Origin of the sequence: Streptomyces sp. Tu 3180 (assembly GCF_009852415.1) — a bacterium.
Taxonomy (GTDB): domain Bacteria; phylum Actinomycetota; class Actinomycetes; order Streptomycetales; family Streptomycetaceae; genus Streptomyces.
In genome coordinates this window covers 1,322,508-1,340,065 of record NZ_WOXS01000002.1, presented here as the reverse complement: position 1 = coordinate 1,340,065, position 17,558 = coordinate 1,322,508, and the positions used below count along the sequence as shown (strand labels likewise).

General features: G+C 73.6%; 13 protein-coding genes. 6 read left to right on the top strand and 7 right to left on the bottom strand.

Going from position 1 to position 17,558, the window contains the following annotated elements; all coding sequences use genetic code 11:
- Positions 1-88: 88 nt before the first annotated feature.
- On the bottom strand, positions 89-2,557 hold the full coding sequence (locus GL259_RS06910) for a CHAT domain-containing protein (RefSeq protein WP_159530184.1): 2,469 nt from the start codon (positions 2,555-2,557) through the stop codon (positions 89-91).
- Between the two features lie 212 nt (positions 2,558-2,769).
- On the opposite strand from GL259_RS06910, the gene GL259_RS06905 reads away from it, so the two are divergent.
- Entirely contained in the window at positions 2,770-4,914 is a 2,145-nt protein-coding gene (locus GL259_RS06905) for a CHAT domain-containing protein (RefSeq protein ID WP_208026445.1), read from the top strand.
- Here the strand turns inward: GL259_RS06905 and GL259_RS06900 are convergent.
- A complete protein-coding gene (locus tag GL259_RS06900) occupies positions 4,901-5,269 on the bottom strand; it encodes a hypothetical protein (RefSeq protein ID WP_159530180.1) in 369 nt (122 codons plus the stop codon). The genes GL259_RS06905 and GL259_RS06900 overlap by 14 nt on opposite strands.
- An 823-nt stretch (positions 5,270-6,092) precedes the next feature.
- Here GL259_RS06900 and GL259_RS06895 point away from each other — a divergent pair.
- Complete coding sequence (locus GL259_RS06895) at positions 6,093-8,210, top strand: LamG domain-containing protein (protein WP_159530178.1); 2,118 nt, start codon at positions 6,093-6,095, stop codon at positions 8,208-8,210.
- Between the two features lie 234 nt (positions 8,211-8,444).
- Here the strand turns inward: GL259_RS06895 and GL259_RS06890 are convergent, their stop codons facing one another.
- Positions 8,445-9,281 carry a universal stress protein gene (locus GL259_RS06890; protein WP_159530176.1) on the bottom strand — a complete coding sequence of 279 codons (837 nt, stop codon included), beginning with the start codon at positions 9,279-9,281 and terminating at the stop codon, positions 8,445-8,447.
- 407 nt (positions 9,282-9,688) lie between these two features.
- On the opposite strand from GL259_RS06890, the gene GL259_RS06885 reads away from it, so the two are divergent.
- Together GL259_RS06885 and GL259_RS06880 are read left to right on the top strand one after the other, a co-directional pair.
- Positions 9,689-10,159 (top strand): cation:proton antiporter regulatory subunit, encoded by a 471-nt coding sequence (locus tag GL259_RS06885; RefSeq protein ID WP_166461436.1) that lies wholly within the window; start codon positions 9,689-9,691, stop codon positions 10,157-10,159.
- 4 nt (positions 10,160-10,163) lie between these two features.
- Positions 10,164-11,411, top strand: a complete 1,248-nt coding sequence (locus GL259_RS06880) for a cation:proton antiporter (protein ID WP_159530172.1) — start codon at positions 10,164-10,166, stop codon at positions 11,409-11,411.
- A gap of 84 nt (positions 11,412-11,495) precedes the next feature.
- Here GL259_RS06880 and GL259_RS06875 read toward each other — a convergent pair whose 3' ends face one another.
- Positions 11,496-12,572, bottom strand: coding sequence for a MerR family transcriptional regulator (locus GL259_RS06875; RefSeq protein WP_159530170.1), 1,077 nt, complete (start codon positions 12,570-12,572; stop codon positions 11,496-11,498).
- 325 nt (positions 12,573-12,897) lie between these two features.
- Here GL259_RS06875 and GL259_RS38620 point away from each other — a divergent pair, with 325 nt between their 5' ends.
- Positions 12,898-13,320 (top strand): hypothetical protein, encoded by a 423-nt coding sequence (locus GL259_RS38620; RefSeq protein WP_243762267.1) that lies wholly within the window; start codon positions 12,898-12,900, stop codon positions 13,318-13,320.
- Here GL259_RS38620 and GL259_RS06865 read toward each other — a convergent pair.
- The 3 genes from GL259_RS06865 to GL259_RS06855 all read right to left on the bottom strand — a co-directional run bounded on the left by GL259_RS06865 (position 13,286) and on the right by GL259_RS06855 (position 16,756).
- Positions 13,286-13,774 carry a hypothetical protein gene (locus GL259_RS06865; RefSeq protein WP_159530168.1) on the bottom strand — a complete coding sequence of 163 codons (489 nt, stop codon included), beginning with the start codon at positions 13,772-13,774 and terminating at the stop codon, positions 13,286-13,288. The genes GL259_RS38620 and GL259_RS06865 overlap by 35 nt on opposite strands.
- A 297-nt stretch (positions 13,775-14,071) precedes the next feature.
- Positions 14,072-16,252, bottom strand: coding sequence for a TerD family protein (locus GL259_RS06860; protein WP_159530166.1), 2,181 nt, complete (start codon positions 16,250-16,252; stop codon positions 14,072-14,074).
- A 90-nt stretch (positions 16,253-16,342) separates the two neighbouring features.
- Entirely contained in the window at positions 16,343-16,756 is a 414-nt protein-coding gene (locus tag GL259_RS06855; protein WP_159530164.1) for a DUF5997 family protein, read from the bottom strand.
- Between the two features lie 37 nt (positions 16,757-16,793).
- Between GL259_RS06855 and GL259_RS06850 the strand changes: the two genes are divergently transcribed.
- On the top strand, positions 16,794-17,558 hold the full coding sequence (locus GL259_RS06850; protein ID WP_159530162.1) for a LysR family substrate-binding domain-containing protein: 765 nt from the start codon (positions 16,794-16,796) through the stop codon (positions 17,556-17,558).

Genomic DNA, 17,558 nt, shown 5'->3' with positions numbered 1-17,558 from the left:
CACGCAACACAGCGATCAAGGTGTGCCGCGGATCACGCAGTCTATCGGGTCATCAGGTTCATCACGTGCTCCAACGGACATCTCCGATTCACCCCATGTCCGCACAAGGGCGGACCGTCGGTCGCCGGAGGCGCGCACGCGGCCGATGGTCAAGTCCAGGACCCCTCGGGGGGATGAACAGTGAAGGCCGCAACGCTCCCCGCAGATCGTGCAGTTCGTCCTGGAGGTCGTAGTCCGGTACACCGCTGGGGAACTTGCTTGCCAGACCGACGAGCGAGCGGCGGGCCGGTGAGCGATCGAGCACCCAGGTCATGCGGGAGGTGCTCAGAGGAAGACGCATCAGCAGGGTCCAGCTGCCGAGCCGTTGCCCCAGAGGATCCAGCTCGGTGAAGTCCGAGCCGGACAACAGCCCGGCTCGGTCCAGTGCCACGGCGTGCTCAGGACTTGCCAGGTCCTGGGCGCGCACCACGGGCTCCTCCCCGCGTGCCGCCACTCTCGCCGCGGCGGTGACCGCGTCGGACGGCTGCTGCTCCTCGAGCCACGCGCGGAACGCGTCGTCGGTGTGCAGACCGGTGTGCAGAAGGCCCAGGACGACCGTGTCGACCATCGTCGGAGTGAGGGCGACGCCCCGGAACGCTTCGGGCCGCGGCAGGCGGCCGGCCCGGTGGGCCGTCCGCAGCCACGCCCGGGTGGCCGCGTCGTCGCCCTCGGTCGCCCACAGCGAAGCCCAGCGTGCCGGGTCGGACCGGTCGACGGCATGAGCGCGCAGCAGTTCGTCCCCGATGTCCGGCTGCCTGGCCCGTACGGCCCGCAGCACCCCGGCCTCGGCGGTGAGGTCGCCCCAGGGCGAGCCGGCGCCATTCAGGTACGCGATGACGGTGGAGGCGTCGGACAGCCCCGTGGGCGGCGTCGTCCCGGTGGCCCTCAGGGCCTCGGCCAGTGCGGCGCCGAACAGGTCCGGATCGGAGGCGTCGGGGTGTTCCAGGGCCCGAACCAGGTACTCGCCCTCACCCAGTTCCTCGGCGATGCGCTGCGCCGTACGCCGTGTGGCCGGGAGGGAGCCGTTGTGGACCTGGAGGACCACGCCGCGCAACCCCGGGAGCAGACGCCGTAGTTCTCGGACGTGGCCGGTCCAGTCCAGGCCGGCGGGAAAGGAAGCCGGTCGGCGGATCACCAGCCCCATGGGCCGCTCGGGAACGTAGGCCGGGGAGAGGGCCAGCCGCAGTGACTCCGGGGTCAGGTCGGGCAGATTCCGCGGCGACCCGTACGTGTACCAGAGGAGCCGCTTACCGTCCAAGGGCTCCTTCCGCTCGACTCTCGTCCGCCACAGCTCTTGTTCCGTACGGTTGAGCAGGTCCGCGAGGTTGTCGCCCGAGGGATCGGCGAGCACCGAGGTGAAGGCGCTTTCCCGCAGGCAGAGCTCCGCCTTGAGACAGACGCGGAAACGTTCGTCGATCCGGTCGGCGACGCCCGTGGGCACGCGGTGCGCCGCCGAGGACATCGACGCCGCCTCCCGGGGGGCCGGTGTGCCCAGTCTGAGCGGGGCTCCGGCCCGGGAGGTGAACAGCACCGGGTGAACGCTGGTCCCCTCGAAGGCCTTGGCACCCTCCAGCACGGCCAAGTCCACGTCGACACCGTTGACCAGGGCCGCGAAGAACCGGCCGGCGAAGTCGCCCGCCTGACCGTCCCGGACCTTGCCGTCCACCGCCACCACGTACGGCACCCCGGCCAGCGCGAGCCGTTCGGCCAGCGACGCCTCATGGCGCCCCTCGTCGTCAGGGGCCGGCGACGCCGAGTCGCACGCCATCAGGACGGCCAGCGGGACCATTTCGTCCACCAGCCACGCCGCGAGTGTGTCGCCGTCCAGCCAGTGCGCGGCCCTGGATCCCGGCTCGCGCGCGACGACGAGTCCGCCGTCGACATGATGTCCGCCGAAGTAAAAGGCGAGCGGCCCACCGGCCAGGTCCCGGTGGATCGCCGCGGTGTCCGCCGGCGCGGGGTCCAACGGCCGGGTCCGGAACCGGCTGCCGTCCAGGACCGCCACGATCCGGTCGCGATCCTCGCTTCCGTACGTCAGCGGCCCCGGACCCGCCACGTGTCGCGTCGTGCCCGGCCTGGTGGTGATCTCCCCCTGGACGGAAGCGGCGCCGGCGACCACGATGACATCGTTGAGGCCTTCCACGACGGCCGAAGGCATGGTGCGTCGTGGGAGGACTTCACGGACCAGGGAGATGTGCGGGTGCTCACGCAGAGAGGTCTTCGGGACGCCCACGACGCCGTGACCGTGCTCGACCCAGTTCTGCCACGCCTCGGTCGCGTCGACGGCGTGCGCCTCGGGTACACAGACCCGTTCCAGCGGAAGAGCAGCCAACCGAACCGTGTCTTCCGGTCCGGTGAGGAGACGGACTCTCAGCCGCACCTTCTGGCCGTCCGCGAGGAGGGTCATTTCACGACTGAGGTGACGCCGCACGGCCTTCGGCAGTACCGCGTCCGACAGATCCTCCAGCGCGAGGGCGTCCTGCAGGATCAGGAGCGCTTCGACGTCGTCCTCGTCCATGAACCGGAAGCTCTCGGCCTCGGTGCCGGGGAGGCCCTCGGGAGACAGAAGCGCCGCGCGTAGCTCCGTTTTGGTCGTCCATGACAATTCGACCAGTACTTCCCGCGGCGTCGTCACCGTCCGCCCCTCTCCGCCTGCTGAATCCCGGCTCATCAGTGCGCGGCGTGCACAATTATCCCTCAGGGTTGTCTGGCCCCAGTCGAAAGGCCCTCATGGTGAACGCCGCGATCGGGAAGGAGGAACTGCGACGGCTTTGCACCTCACCGCTGTGGGACGAGCTGGACCAGCCCTCCCGAGAAGCACTGCTGGCCCTATTGGCGGAGGACATCGCCGACGAGCAGACGTTCCAGGTACGGCTGCAGGAGATACGGCGCAACAACGCCGGCGTGAAACGGATGCTGAGGAAGTACCTGGCCGAGCGTGGGACGAACGAGCGCGGCGTGCCCGTACAGGCACTGCCGCAGCCGGACACCGACGAGCCGCCCGTCACCCAGGACCGGTCGGCCGCCGCGCCTCCTGACGACCGTTACCTCAACCTCTGCCTGACGTGGCCGATCTCCCAGCAGGTGGTGGCCCATGACTGGCTGCTCGGGGCGGGTGCCCGATACCACCTGCGGCTGGACATCGGAAACCTCACTCAGGACAGTCTGCTGTGGGAGAGCGCGCAGCCGTTCCCGGAGGACGCACTGCCGCACGTGGACAGCGGTGCGCAGGGCGACTGGCTTCAGATCAACGCGCTGAGCGAGGACTTCCTGGTGCCGGACCGGCGCCACGCGATGTTCCTGCCGCTCGACGGGGGTGCTTATGTCTGCCCCTGCCCGCCCGGCGGTCGGCACGTGTGTCGGTCCGAGCATCGCGGCAAGTACTTGTGGATCCCGGTCACGGCGCCCGCCGGGCCACGCTCTGAGGCGAGCCTGCGGGTCACCGTGTCGTACCGGGGCAACCTGCTCCAGTCCGCGACCGTCCTCGCGCGCGTGGGGGAGCGGGAGGAGCCCACGGGCGGCTCACTGCGGGGCGAGGTCGACTTCACGCTGATCTCTGGTTTCCTCGGCCTGGACACCCTGCCGAGCCGTGACGCGGCCATCAGGGTCTCCCGCGGATTCGACGGGGCCCTGGTCGTGGACGTCGACGGAGGGGACCGCCCGGTCAGTACCTTCTGGCTGACCGAGGCACAGATCGAGGGTGCCCTCTCCCGGGCCCGTGCCGTCCTCACCGATGTGCACGCCACCCGCGCGGTTCCTCCGGAGAAGCCCGGTGACCAGGGGATCCCGCCCCGGGACAGGCTCGGTGCGGACAACGCCAAGAGCGACGCGGAGTTCCGGGACGATCTGTGGCGGCTGGCCGCCGTGGGCTGGGACCTGCTCCATCTGCTCGCGCCGGTGCCCGCGCAGCGGGCAGCACTGCGCGACCGACTGCGGGAGCCCGCGACCGTCCAGATCTGCCGGCAACAGGGGCAGCCGCTGATGTTTCCCTGGGCCCTTGTCTACGACATCCCTGTCGACACCGGCGACAGCCCTGCGTTCTGCGAAGCGGGCCTGGAGCAGGCCCGTCACGACGACGGCACCGGACGAGCGTGCCGGGACTCGGCGCGGCACACTCGCAACACCGTCTGCCCGTACGGCTTCTGGGGCTTCCGGCATGCGATCGAGCAGCCCACCTCGCGAAAGGACCGAGGCACGTTGCCACTACGGGCCGGACGTGGCCTGGGCAAGCCGCACGTGACTGTCGGGCGCGCTCTCACTCTGCCGCGCGCAGACCTGGCGGAGCGGCACATGACGTCCCTGAGGGAGCAGTTCGGTGCGGACAATGTGCGGGACTGCGACTCTCGCACGACCCTGCTGGATGAGCTCTTCGGTGCCGACCAGGACTGTGTGTACTTCTACTGCCACGGCCGCAGAGAGAAGGATGCCGCTGACCGCACGGGTGCCACGGTCCTGGAGGTCGGGCACGGACAACTCGTCAAACCCGCTGACATCTCGGCCCGGATGACCGAGGCGGCCGGCGTGACCGGGGCGCGTGACGTGACCGAGACGAAGGGGTGGCGGGACTGGGAGGAGAATGCCCCGCTCGTCTTCCTCAACGGCTGTCACACGACCGACGACAACCCGGGCACCTGGCTCTCCTTCGTCGACGTGTTCAGCAACCTGGGTGCTTCCGGGATCATCGGCACGGAGATCCCGGTCGGCCAGAACTTCGCGAGCGAGGTGGCCCAGTCGTTCTGGCGTCATTTCCTGGAAGGGCTGACAGTGGGCGAGTCACTGCACCGCGTGCGGGCGCAACTGCTCGGCAAGGGCAATCTGCTGGGACTCGCGTACACGGCTTACTGCTGCGCCGACCTGAGACTCAGTCGCCCATGAAGGAGCTGACGCTGGGTACTTCGGACTGCTGCGGCAGTGAGGGGGAACCTCCCGCGGCCCCCTCCGGCTGTGGCGCCGGCTGGGCGGCCCTCCGCTTGCTCTCCGCACGGTTCAGCAACCCGGCGACGATCAGGTAGCCGAAGAAGCCGACAGCCAGCCCGAGCGCGTAACAGGCGAACAGATCCGGTTCCGGGAACTGCGTATTGACCACTACACCGCCACCCAGTGCGGCAACTACGGTGACCAGGTCGGAGATGTGCGACCCCTCGGAGCGCCGCAGGGTCCGATAGGCGATCCACCCGACGACCAGGCCGAAGCAGCCGGAACCCACCAGACTGAGGACGGAATGCTGCACGCTACTCCTCACCGCTGTTGTCGCATGGAACACCGTTTTGGACGGCTCCGCGAGAGTAGCGCAAACTCCCTCAGCGGACTGGCGCTTTGAGGGGGGCAGGCAGCGCGCGTGGGCCCGCCGCCCGGGTACGGGTACAAGCCGGACGCCGGCAAGCGCTGGGTTCTGTCTCTCCGGTCAGCGTCGGGTCCGGAATGAGGATGCCCGCGAGGTGGAGCGCGGCCTGGTAGGCGGTCGCGAGCTTGTCTTGTCGGTTCGTGCGGCCAGGCCGCGCCGCTGAATCCATTCCGACCTCAGGTTGAGGCGTGGCGGAGGACGAAGACGGCCTTCACGATGTCGGTGATCCGGCTGGTGCCGCGGCGGAGTTTGCACTGCAGGCGCCGGCCCTTCAGCCCTGCCGTTGCGAGCGTGTCGATGATGCCGTCGTGGCTGCGGGAGCGAGGTCCGGCCACACCGAGTGAGGAGGCCCGCCAGGTTTGGTTTGGGGGGCGCGAACCGTCCTGATCCGGTCGTCCGGGTGCTCGTGGCGGTACGCGGCGGCCCGCCGTCCGGGGTGCGCGATGCACGGGCCGCCGGCCGCGACCTCCGGGTGCCCGGCGGCACCGCCCCGTCCCCGGCCCTCGCCTGCGGACCCGGCGGTGCCACGCTCCTGCACCGACCCGGGAAAGCGTTGTGAACGCGTTCGAGGAGCGTTCTATAGTCGTGCGGCCTGAGACTGACGGTGGGCATGACAGCCGCTGGTCTCTGCGTGGCCCCCTGCGCGAGCCGAAGGCGGCAACCGCCCTCGCGTGGGACCGGGCAGTCGAAACAGGGGGGACCCCACCGCATGAACACGCACTCCGGCCGGCGCGCCAGAACCGCCGCCGCCACGGGACTGGCAGCCGCGCTGCTCGCCGCCGCCCCGGGCGTCGCCACGGCGGCCGGGGAGAACCTCCCCCCGCTCCGGCCGAGCACCGACACCCTCACCGTCGACGCGGCCAAGACCTGCTCCGACGAGCCCGTCCACGTCCCCCGCGCGCCCGAACTCCGGGCCGTCGTGGAGGACCCGGCGGAGGACAACGAGGGGTGGGAGACCAACGGGGCCGGTGCCGAGTTCGAGCTCTGGTGGACCGGCGCCGACGGAACCGAGCAGCGCCGCACCCACACCTCCGGCATCGTGCACTCGCCCGTCACCCAGCTGTGGCGGACCCCTTCCGACCTTCCGGCGGACACCGTCGTCTCCTGGCACGTGCGGGCCGTCGACGACGAGGGCGCGACCTCCGCCTGGAGCGACCAGACCCCCGGCACCACCTGCCGGTTCGTCATCGACACGGTCAACCCCGAACCGGCGACGGTCGTCTCGGAGCAGTACCCGGACGACGGCGGCGGCTGGCACGGCGGCGTCGGGGTCTACGGCAGCTTCACGTTCGACTCCCCGTCCGAGGACGTCGTCGAGTACGTCTACTCCTTCCTCGGCTCCGTGCCCGGACGGGTCCGGCCCGAGGAACCGGGCGGACCGGTCACCGTCCGGTGGATGCCGGAGGAGAGCAAGCCCTACTACCTGGAGGTCACCGCCGTCGACCGGGCCGGGCGCCCCAGCTCCCGGACGACTCACTGGATGCGCGTCGCCGCCGGCCGCGCTCCCGTCGCCCACTGGACGCTCGCCGATCCGGCCGGAGCCGACGCCGCCGCCGCCGAGGCCGGCCCCGCGGCCCGCGCCGAGGACGGCGTCGTCTTCGGCGCGCCCGCCCCCTCCCGCACCGGCCTCACCTCCACCGTCAGCCTCGACGGCCGGGGCAACGGCTACCTCACCCCGGACGCCCCCGCGACGGACACCGCCGAGACCTTCGCCCTCTCCGCCTGGGTCCGCCCCGCCGCCACCGACGCCCCGATGACGGTGGCCAGCCAGGACGCCGCCGACGGCACCTCCGCCTTCACCCTCGGTCTGCGCCCGACCGCGGACGGTCCCGCCACCTGGGCCTTCCGCTACGGCGGCACCACCCTCACCGGCGGCAGCGCCTCCGCCGGCGGCTGGGCCCACCTGACCGGCCTGTACGACACCGAGGACGACACCCTGCGCCTCTACGTCAACGGCGAGGAGGTCGCCTCCGAGACCGGTGTCGCCCCGACGTCCGCCCCCGGCGCCTTCCAGATCGGCCGCGCCCGCGGTGACGCGGGTGCGCGCTGGCGGGGCGAGATCGGTGACGTCCGCGTCTGGGACCGGGTCGTGCCCCGCAAGGAGATCGAGAGGATGGGCTCCCGTCCCGCCGAACTGGTCGCCGCCTGGGACATCGAGCGGACCGACGACGGCGTGATCCCCGACCGGGAGGGCGGCGAGCCGCTCACCCTGCACGGCGGCGCCGGCTTCTACACCCCCGACTACGACGCCTGCTTCGAGGACCCCGAGTGCCTCGAGTTCCCGGCGGGCGCCCTCGACGGCGACGACCACCTGGCCCTGGACGGCACGGGCGGCCACGCCGCCACCGACGGCCCCGTCGTCGACACCGCCGACAGCTACAGCGTCGGCCTGCGGGTCCGCTTCGCCGCCACCACCCCCGACCGGCCGATGACCGTCCTGTCCCAGGGCGACGCCGACAGCGACGCCTTCCGGGTCCGCTACGACCCGGCCGCGTCCGAGTGGCAGCTGGTCGTCACCCACGGCGGCGAACCGGGCGCCGAGGAGACCGTCGTGGCCGGGCCCGGCGCCCCCACGTCCTCCTCCGACGAGGTGATCGTCGTGCACGACGACTCCGAGGGGCGCATCACCCTGTACGTCGGGGGCGAGGCCGTGGCCACCGCGGGGTTCGGCGCGTCCCGGAGCGCCCCCGGTCCGCTCCAGATCGGCCGCGGCCACACCGCCGACGGCGGCTGGGGCGAGTACTTCCACGGAGGTGCGGACACCGTCCGGGTCTTCAGCGGAGCCCTCACCGCGTCCCAGGTGCCCTCGTTCGCCCACCTCGGCTGAGTCCGCGGGAGCGCCCTTCGGCCGTTCCCGGTTCCCGAACGGCCCGGGAACGGCCCCCTGCGCCTTCGCACCGGACGCGCATGCCGCACGGTTCCCGGGCGTGGCCGCCCCTCCGGCGTCCCCACGGTCCGTACCGCTGCCGCGGCGGCCGGCCCGGGCGGTGGCCCGCGGCCACCGGCTGACCGAAGCGGCGGAGGGGACGCTCACCGTGCTCGCCGGCGAGCCGGGGACCGGTCACTGCGTGCCGCGGACGACCGTGACCGGACAGTCGGCGTGGTACAGCAGCGCCTGGCTGACCGAACCGAGCAGCATCCCGGTGAAGCCGCCGTGACCGCGGGCGCCGGCCACCACCAGCTGGGCGTCCCGGCCGGCGTCGAGCAGCGTGTGGCGTATCCGCCCCCGCTCCAGGCGCAGCTCCACGGCGACCCGGGGACGGGCGGCCCGCCAGGGCGCCACCGCCTCCTCCAGCAGCCGACGGTGCTTCTCGCGGAGCCGGTCGAGGTCCACCACGACGTTCAACGGGTCGGCGGGACCCTCGTAGGGCGTCGGTTCGCTCCAGGCGTTCCACACGTGCACGGCGACCAGCGGAGCTCCGCGCAGGGACGCCTCGGCGAAGGCGAACTCCGCCGCCGCGTTCCCGGCGGGCGAGCCGTCCACGGCGAGCAGCACCGGTCCCCGGGGGTCGGGGCGGCCCCGGACCACCATGAGCGGGCAGTGGCCGTGCGCGGCCAGCTGCACGACCGTCGAGCCCAGCAGCAGCCCCCCGAACCCGCCGCGGCCCCGCCCGCCGACCACCGCCAGCACGGCGTGGCGCGACTCGCTCCGCAGCACCGTCAGCGTCCCGCCCGACGCCACGGTCCGGGCGACCTCCAGGTCCGGCGCGATGCCGTGGGCGCGCCGCTCGGCCTGCGCCAGCACGCCGTGGATCATCGGGTCCAGGTCGGCGGGGCGGCTGAAGGCGTGCACGATCCGCAGCTGCGCGTCGCGCAGGCGGGCCTCCCGCGCAGCGACGTCGACCGCGGCGAGACTGGGCGGCGAGCCGTCCACTCCGACGATGACCGTGTCGTTCACTGCTCTCTCCCGTCCCCGGCCGCGCTGCCCGGCACGGGGCGGACGGGGAGGACACAGCGCCCCCGTGCCCCGGTCCCGGCAGCGCACCCGAGTACCCGCGGGCGACGGCGCCCACGCGTCACGCGGCGCGCCCCGCGCGGCGTCCCCGGCGCACCGGTCCCGGGGACGCCGCGGGCCGGCCGGCGCACCCCGTGTGGACCCCGCTGATCTGCGGCGATACGGTCCCCCCGGGCATCCTCGGCCTCCCGGCGGCCCGTGTCCATCGGTGACAGCACCCATATTCCGGCCGGATGACCGGATGGCACCATGTCCGCTGTGGGTGTGGATCATCCGTGCGATGCGGCACCCCGTCCAGGATGAAGCCGTCGAGGGAGAACGGGAAGGGGAGGGCTGTGCCTGCTCCACGGATGAGCGCCACGCCGCTGCCGGGCATCGGCGTGAAATACGACCTCACCACGCGTGAGCACCAGCACTTGTCCGTGATCGCGCACAGGGACGGCGCCCGCACGGTCAACGTCTACCGTTCCGACGACCCGGACGCCTGCGCCCAGTCGCTGCGTCTGACCGTCGCCGAGTCGGCCGCGATGATCGACGCGCTGATGCCCGACCACCACAGCCCCAACCTGCTGCACACCACCGACCTCGGACTGGTCGCCGAGCGCATCGAGCTGTCCGCCGCCTCCCACTGGAACGGCCGGGTGCTGGGCGAGACGCGGATGCGCACCGACACCGGCGCCTCGATCGTGGCCGTGCTGCGGCGGGCGGAGGCGATCCCGTCCCCCGCGCCGGACTTCCGGCTGGCCGGCGGGGACACGCTGATCATGATCGGCACCCGCGAGGGCATCGACGCCGCCGCCGAGATACTCGGGCGGGAGTGAGCGCGTGCACTCCTCCGCTGTCTTCCTGATCGAGTTCGGCGCGATCATCCTCGGGCTCGGCCTGCTGGGACGCCTCGCCGGGCGCCTCCAGTTCTCCCCGATCCCCCTGTACCTGCTGGCCGGCCTGGCCTTCGGCGAGGGCGGGCTGCTGCCGCTCGGCGCGAGCGAGGAGTTCGTGGCGATCGGCGCCGAGATCGGCGTCATCCTGCTGCTGCTCATGCTCGGCCTGGAGTACACGGCCAGCGACCTGGTCTCCAACCTCAAGACCCAGTACCCGGCCGGCCTCGTGGACATGGCGCTGAACGCCCTGCCCGGCGCCGTCCTGGCCCTGCTGCTCGGCTGGGGCCCGGTCGCCGCGGTGGTGCTGGCCGGCGTCACCTGGATCTCCTCCTCCGGCGTCATCGCCAAGGTCCTCGGCGACCTCGGACGGCTCGGCAACCGCGAGACGCCGGTGATCCTCAGCATCCTGGTGCTCGAGGACCTGGCGATGGCGGTCTACCTGCCGATCATCACCGCCCTGCTCGCCGGGGTCGGCCTCGCCGCCGGCAGCGTCACCCTGGCCATCGCGCTCGGCGTCGCCGGGCTCGTCCTCTTCGCCGCCGTCCGCTACGGGCGGATGATCTCCCGGTTCGTCTCCAGCGACGACCCGGAGAAACTGCTGCTGGTGGTCATGGGCGTGACCCTGCTCGTCGCGGGACTCGCCCAGCAGCTGCAGGTCTCGGCGGCCGTGGGCGCGTTCCTGGTCGGCATCGCCCTGTCCGGGGAGGTGGCCGAGGGCGCGCACAACCTGCTGGCGCCGCTGCGGGACCTGTTCGCCGCGGTGTTCTTCGTCTTCTTCGGCCTGCACACCGACCCCGGTTCCATCCCGCCGGTGCTCCTGCCCGCCCTCGCGCTCGCCGTGGTCACCGCGCTGACGAAGGTCGCCACCGGGTACTGGGCCGCCCGGCGGGCCGGGATCTCCCCCAAGGGCCGCTGGCGCGCGGGCGGCACCCTGGTCGCCCGTGGCGAGTTCTCCATCGTCATCGCCGGGCTCGCCGTCACCGCGGGCATCGAACCGGACCTCGGCCCGCTGGCCACGGCGTACGTCCTGATCCTGGTCGTCGCGGGCCCGCTCACGGCCCGCTTCACCGAGCCCGTCGCGCTGCGCCTGACGAGCCGCCGCGCGGCATCCGCCGACGCCCGGCCCGCGCACACCGCGGCACCGGCCGCGGAGACCCTCGAGCCGGTGCGGGACGGCACGCCCGAACGGTGACCGGGCGCCGTGCCCCCTCGTCCGCGCGGACGAGGGGGCACGGACGACGGCGCACGGGAGGCGGCCGCGCGCGGGCGAGGGGTCCTAGCCCTCCAGCCGGACCGGCATCAGGAGCGAGAAGGTGTCCTCGTCGTCCGGCCGGCGGATCGCGAGGGGCGCCGTGGGGGCGCCGATCTCCAGGACCAGCCGGTCGCGGCCCCCCGCGGCGAGCGCGTCCAGCAGGAACGCGCGGTTCACGGCGACGAGGTCCCGGTCGTCGTCCCCCTCCCCGGCGAGGACCGGCGAACCGTCGTCCGCCACCTTGAGCACGCTGAGGTCACAGGGCGCACCGTCCTGCGCGCGGACGGGACCGGCCAGCACCGCCTCCCGGAAGACCGGCACCTCGACGAGGACGCGCCGTCCGGCCGGGAGGCCGGCGAGACGGCGGTAGTCGGGGAAGTCCTGGCCGAGGCACTGGCCGGCCGTCTGGCGGTTCCCGGTCTCCAGGGTCACCCGGTCGCCGTCCACGGCGAGCCGGGCCCGGCCGTCGCCGTCCAGCAGCGCCCGCATCGCGTCGACGAGCGGAAGCGGGACGGTGACCCGGACGCGGGGCCCGTCGTGTCCGGTGGCGGCGGTGCGCGCCACCGCCATCCGGTACCGGTCGGTGGCCACGAGGCGCAGCGCGTCGCCCTCGGCGTCGAACAGGACCCCGCCGAGCACCGGCAGCTCCGGATCGGTGCCGGCCGCGAAGCGGACCGCGTCCAGCGCGGCGGCCAGCCCGGGTGCGGAGACGGTCAGCCGGACGGCGGCGGGGGCGGCGGTGCGGGGCGGGGCCATGGGGTTCTCCCTGTGGTCGAGAAGGGCTCGGAGCGCGGAGAACTCGGTGCGGGCGTCGGACAGCCCCTGCTCGAGTCGGCGCAGGTGCGCCTGGAGGAGCTGGCGTACGAGACCGGTGTCCGCGCCCGACCAGCCGGCCAGCACCAGCCGGACGTCCGCCAGCGGCATGCCGGCGCGACGCAACCGGGCCAGCAGCCGGGCCTCGTCGAGCTGCCCGGGGGCGTACCAGCGGTAGCCGCTGACCGGATCCACCCGGGCGGGGACCAGGACGCCGGCACGGTCGTAGAACCGCAGGGCGCTCACCCCCAGCCCGCTGTCCCGGGCCATCTCACCGATGCTGCGCATCTCGCTCTCCACACCGCCCCACCCTGATCCCTCGACAAGGTCGAGGGTCAACCCCCGCATTCAACGCGGCGTCCGGGACGATCGCGAACCGCCGGACGGCCGGGAAGGCGCGTCCGATGCCGCCGGGCCCGGGCGCCGGAGTCCCGGTCGTCCCGGCGGTGTCGAGCCGCTCGTGCGCGACCCGGTCGGCTTCCGGGCGGACGGCCCCCTCCGCCGCTCGCCCGTCCGACCGGTGCGCGCCCCCGTACGGGTGATGGCTTCACCCGACCCGGCGGACCCGGGGCCGAGCGCGTACCACCGGCGCACGGGGGCGCGTTGGCCCGGCATGGACAGCACTGAGGCGGCGCGGTGCCTTCCCGGGAACGGCGCCGCGAGCCGGCCGTACGCCGAACTCACCAGTGGGTACGTGGGGCACACACCGATCTACGCGGCCCTCGTCGCGGAGTGGCGGGCCAGGGGCCACACCGTCCCGGAGCACCGCGACGGCCAGTGGGCGTCCTTCGCCGCCTCCACGGTGAGCGAGCGCGCGTCCGTGCCGCCCGTGCCCTTCCGCGTCCCGATCCCCCTGCTGCGGCCGCCCGGCGGCGAGAGACCTCACGGGGAAACCGGCGACGAGAGGCCCGACGAGGAACCCGGCGACGCGGGACCCGACCAGGGACCCGGCGACGCTCCCCCCGACGGCCGTCCCCCCGCCGGGGACGCCCGCGAGGAACTCACCAGCGCTCCGCCCCCGTCGGCTCCGCGCTGACCGGCGCCAGCACGGCCAACGTGCAGGTGGCCTCGCGCAGGGCCAGTTCGAGCGGTCCGGGAGCGTGCAGGACACCGCTGCCGTCCGGCGGGACGAGCCACTCCAGGCGGCCGGCGGGCCGGTACGGCGGTGGTACGGCGACCCAGGACCCCCGGCCGACGTGCCGCACGCCGAACCCGACCCACTCGCTGCCCGGATCGGGCGGCAGGAAGAACCCCACCCTGCGGGCCGTGACGTCCACCAGCGTGGGCCCGGGCACCTTCAGCGGATCACGCCACAGGACGTCCAGGGCGAGCAGTCCCAGCCGGTCGGGCACGCTGAGCACGTCCCAGTACCGTCCCGCCGCGAGCAGCGCCGTGCCCGTGCCCCGGTCCCAGTCGCGTTTGCACTCCTGGGGGTTCGTGGCCGCCGCGGCCAGCCACTCGACGGCCTGCTTCCACATGGCGCTGTGCATGTTCCATCCCGGGCGCGGTCGGGTGCGCCGCTGCGGGCGCGTGCCGGACGCGGGCCGTCGGTGTCGCGGTCGTCCACGCGGCGGCCCGGTACGCCGACATGTTGGTAGATATTTCTATCCGCCGGAAGGGGTGGAGCGGCCCGGTGTTCCGTTTTGCCCCCGGCACGGACGAGAACACCCCCGAGGCCGGGGATCCCGGTCGGGGGTGTGCGGGGCGGGGAGAGCGAACGGACTGGTTTCAGGAAAGGAAAGGAGAAGGAAGCCCGTTCATGGCCTCGCCGCGGCCAACGGTAGCAGTCAGGCGGGGATCAGGTCCCGCAGGTTTTCGGGGGTGAGGACCCGGGAGTCCGGGTGCAGCCCCTCGGGACGCTCCAGGCCGATGTAGGTGACCGGCCCGTCCGGGACCCTCTCGCCGTCCCACGACGTCACGGCCGTGGCCCGGTCGGCCAGGAGCCCGGTGAGGTGGCGGACGGTGAGGTGCTCGCGGTCGGCGATGCCGCGCAGCAGGGTCGCCACCGACACGCGGTTGCCCTCGACCCGGTTCGCCGACGGGTGTCCCTTGAGGTACAGGTGCAGCCACTTGGCGTGCCACCGCCCGTCGTCGCCGCGCACGAACACCAGCGGCAGGGCGACCCTGCCGGGGCCGCGCAGCTCCGACTTCATCCGCACCGTCCGCGGTTCGAACGGACGGCCCCGCTGCCCGGCCTCCCGGAGCATGAACCCGAAGAAGGACTCCTCGACCTCCTCGAAGCCCTCGCCGGAGTAGATGTTGACCTGAGGCACGATGTAGCTGCCGCGCACCGCGCCCAGCCGCAGGTCGATGAACTCCGACGCGCCCTCGGGCGCGTCGGTGACGTCGCCGGAGTGCGTGCCCTCCACGTCCCGCAGCGCCGTGTACGACAGCCACGTGACGGTCCGGTGGTCGGCGTCCAGGACCAGGGCCGACAGGTCGTAGTCGGTGGAGCGGCCGGTCTGCTTCCAGTACACGAAGAAGCGCAGCAGCTCGCCCTCCACCGCGGACACGGACCCGCGCGGCAGCACACCGAGCCCGGCCGTCGTCGCCCGGCCGCTGAGGGGGAGCGCGACGTCCAGGACGGCGGGGTCGATCAGCAGGTGCCCGGGCCCGGGCAGCCGGCGGCCCACCTCGGCGTCGAAGGCGGAGACCAGGCGCCGGCGCACCGGAGCCGGCAGGGGCGCACGGCTGTCGGAGGCCACCCAGGCACGGCCGAGCCGGTTCACGAAGACCCGGCGGTCCTCGGGGCCGCCCTCCTCGTCGGCCCGGTTGCCCAGGTGCTCCCGCACCGCCAGCACCACCCGGCCCGAGACCAGGGGCGCGGCCTCCTCGGCGGCGGCCGCGACCGCGTCGCGCTCCTCCTCGGTGCCGGCCGTGCGCAGCAGGCGGTCGAGCGCGCGGAACAGCTTGCCCGGAGCGGACTTCAGCAGCGCCACCGCGCCGGTGACGTCACCGAGGCCGAGCAGTTCCTCCACCCGGCTGTCGAGGGAACGGACCGGTGTCTCGCCCCGGGCGGCCGCGAACACCTCGGCCGCGTGCGGCCACCGCGGGTACTCGTGCGGGTGCAGCCGCTCGCCGAGCCGCTTGAACGCCTCCCGGTGGGCGAGGACGTCGGCGAGCTTGGCGGGGGAGGTCTCCACCACCGCGTCGAGGCCCGCCAGCAGCGCGCGGCGCACGGGCCGGGACAGCGCCCGGAACCGTGTCGGCCGCTGCAGGGTCACGTCGCCGTCCGACAGCGCGCAGGCCAGGCGCAGGACGTCGGTCACGGTGTCCAGCAGCAGGTCCGCGCCGGCCCGGAGCCGTGCCCGGTTGACGACCGCGCGGTTCTCCCGGACCGGGATCGCCCCGGGCTGCGGCCCCGCCGCGCACGCGCCGGCCAGGGTCTCGAGGTCGGCCAGCCCCTCGTCGCCCAGCGGGGTGCCGCTCCCGGCGAGGGCCAGGTACAGGGCGGTGACCTCGTCGTCCAGGGAGCCGCCGAGGTGCAGGACCGTCGTCCGGTCGCCCGCGGCGGCGATCAGCTCGTCGTGGGCGGCGAGCATCTCGGCGTAGGTGTGGCGGTAGGCGCCGTACGACGGCAGCGTGAGCAGGTCCAGCACGCCCGTGCGGAGCCGGGCGAGGACGCCCTCGCGCGCGGTGCCGTCGGCGAGCGCCTCGGTGACGCAGCGCATCCAGAAGTCGAAGGTGTCCGGCACGTTCGCCGGGAAGTCGACGAAGTACACGTTGTGCCGCACGTGGTCGCCGACCGTCTCACGGACGGTGCCCAGGGTGCGGACGGCCGTGTCGACGACCGCCTCCTCGGACAGCCCCGACAGGTGCTCCAGCAGCCGGGCGGAGAGCTTGAAGCCGACCGACATCAGCGCGGCGTCGAACTGGCGCGCCGCGGTGCTCCCGTCCCCCGAGGGACCGGTGGGGGAGGGGAGACGACGGGTGCGCCGGACGATCAACTGTTCGAGGCGGTGATCCATCCGGGCATGGTCCCAGAGCCCCGAGCGCCGCCGCACCCGGGTTTTCCCGGGCCTCCGGGGCCTGGGGGAGGAGCGGCGGCCCCGGCCGGGTCAGTGGCCGCGTGCCGCGCGCTCGGCGTCGCGCTTCTTGATCCGCGCCGCCTCCCTGCGGACCTCCGCCTGGGTGGCGCGCTCCCGCTCCAGCCACTCGGGACGCTCCTGCTTCAGCGCCTCGATCTGCTCGGTGGTGAGGGGCTCGGTGACCCCGCCGCGGGCGAGACCGGCGATGGAGACGCCCAGCTTCGCCGCGACCACCGGGCGCGGGTGCGGGCCGTCGCGCCGCAGGTCGCGCAGCCACTGGGGCGGGTCGGTCTGGAGCGCGTTCAGCTCGGCCCGTGAGACGGCACCCTCCCGGAAGTCGGCGGGGGTGGCCTCGAGGTACACACCCAGCTTCTTGGCCGCGGTCGCGGGCTTCATCGTCTGGGTGCTCTGGTGCGACGTCATGGTGTCCAGGGTATCGAGCATGTGCGCGAGGGCCGACCACGGCCGGTAACCTGGCCAGGTGACAGGCTCGGAAGTACCCCCCTCGTTCCGGCTCGTGTACGTCCCCGGGGTGATGCCCGACAAATGGGTGCGCATCTGGAACGAGCGGCTGCCCGACGTCCCGCTGACCCTCACGCAGGTGCCCGCCGGGGAGGCGCAGGGGCTGCTGCTGGGCGGGGACGCCGACGCGGGTCTGGTCCGGCTGCCCGTCGACCGGACGGTCCTCAGCGCGATCCCCCTCTACACCGAGCAGACGGTCGTCGTGGTGCCCAGGGACCACCTCGTCACGGCGGTGGACGAGGTGACCCCCGGGGACCTGGCCGACGACATCGTGCTGCACCCCCTCGACGACGTCCTCGACTGGGAGGCCCTGCCCGGGCGGCCCGCCCTCGAGCGCCCCGCCACCACCGCCGACGCCGTCGAACTGGTCGCGGCCGGGATCGGCGTGCTCGTCGTGCCGCTGTCGCTGGCCCGGCTGCACCACCGCAAGGACCTCACCCACCGGCCCCTCACGGACGCCCCCGGGTCGAGCGTGGCCCTGGCCTGGCCCGAGGACGCGACGACGGACCGGGTGGAGGACTTCATCGGCATCGTCCGCGGCCGGACCGTCAACAGCACCCGGGGCCGTCCCCGGCAGCCGGCGCAGGAGAAACCCCGGCGCGCCGACCGGGACGGCGCCCGCCGGCAGCAGGCGGCGGGCGGACCGGCCGGCGGGGGCCGCCGGAAGGGCACCGGCGGCTCGTCGAAGACCCCGCGCCGCGGCAAGCCCCGCCGCAGGTCGTAG